At 24.1% G+C, this 1,306-nt stretch carries 3 protein-coding genes; all 3 read left to right on the plus strand.

What is annotated here, in order from left to right; genetic code table 11:
* Positions 1-2: 2 nt before the first annotated feature.
* The gene (locus HMPREF9309_RS09150; protein WP_016646924.1) at positions 3-563 is read left to right on the plus strand and encodes a glycosyltransferase family protein; all 561 of its coding nucleotides are present in this window, start codon (positions 3-5) and stop codon (positions 561-563) included.
* Positions 564-645: 82 nt separating this feature from the next.
* A complete protein-coding gene (locus tag HMPREF9309_RS05475; RefSeq protein ID WP_196799675.1) occupies positions 646-1,032 on the plus strand; it encodes an acyltransferase in 387 nt (128 codons plus the stop codon).
* Between the two features lies 1 nt (position 1,033).
* Positions 1,034-1,306, plus strand: a 273-nt coding sequence (locus HMPREF9309_RS09155) for a hypothetical protein (protein ID WP_016646926.1), incomplete at its 3' end; no start/stop codon positions are given.

The raw sequence follows: 1,306 nt of genomic DNA on the forward strand, positions 1-1,306 counted from the left end.
ATGTGTATATTATTGGAATTCCTTGGTTTAATGGATATATTCAATCAATAAAATATTTTTTCAATATACTTTTTTCTATTTATAATTTATATAAAAAATCTGATTTTATATATATAAGAGTTCCTGAACCATTTTGTTGGTTTTTTGCCTTTTTAAATTTTTTTAAAAATAAAAAGATTCACTATCATTATGTATCTTTTCCAATAGAGGTAATTAATTCTTATACCGGTATTAAAAAAATATTGAAAAAAATTTTATATTATCCAGAATATTATTTAACAGCAATTGCAGCTTTTTTTAATAAGTCATCTTGTCTTGGAGAAAAAGGAAGAAAAAAACTACCATTAATTTTAAGTAAAAAAATAGTTCCTTTATATGAATCATCATATAGAAAAAATGATATGCCTTTAAAAAAATATAGTTATATATCCAAAGAAAATATAATCAAATTTTTATACGTAGGTAGAATTACTGACGGTAAAGGAATAGACGAACTTATTGAGGATTATGCTGATCCAAAAATAAATCCATATAAAACTATTTTTTTAAAAGGAGATTTCTAATATGAATATTCATAAGTTTAACCTTATTTATTCGCATTTTATTAAATTATTTCTTATTATTTTTCCAGATTCGCCACTTGTTATGAGATTTAGAGGTTGGTGCTATTCATTGGCTATGAAAAAATGCGGAAAGAACTTACAAGTTGCTTCTACAGCAGTATTAAGAGGAATAGAAAATATATATTGCGGCGATAATGTTTATATAGGACCAAATTCATATATCATGGCTAGAGAAAAAATAACAATTGAGTCAGAAGTGTTAATTGCTATGAATTGTGTGGTTGTTGATTCTAATCATGGTAAAGATATAAATGCAAATAGTTATAGATACAATAGAGGCTCACAGGCAGAAATTATTATTGGTAAAGGGTCATGGATAGCAGCTAATTGTGTAGTAACATCTGGCTCAAATATAAAACCAGGTACACTTATACCGCCTTGTAGTGTAGTTAGAAAGCAAAAGGATTAAAATGAATATAGGTCTTTATTGCAATTGGGGAATTATAGAATATAATAATGATTTTTATATAAAGTCAATACATAAAAATTATATTGAAGCTTTTAAGGAGCATTCGGATAAATTGTATATATTGTCAAAAGTAAAAAAAACTAATTTAATTAAGGAATATGTTAAAATTGATATTAGTAATGTGTATATTATTGGAATTCCTTGGTTTAATGGATATATTCAATCAATAAAATATTTTTTCAATATACTTTTTTCTATTTATAATTTATATAAA

This window comes from Campylobacter ureolyticus ACS-301-V-Sch3b (genome assembly GCF_000413435.1).
Classification (GTDB): Bacteria; Campylobacterota; Campylobacteria; order Campylobacterales; family Campylobacteraceae; genus Campylobacter_B; species Campylobacter_B ureolyticus_A.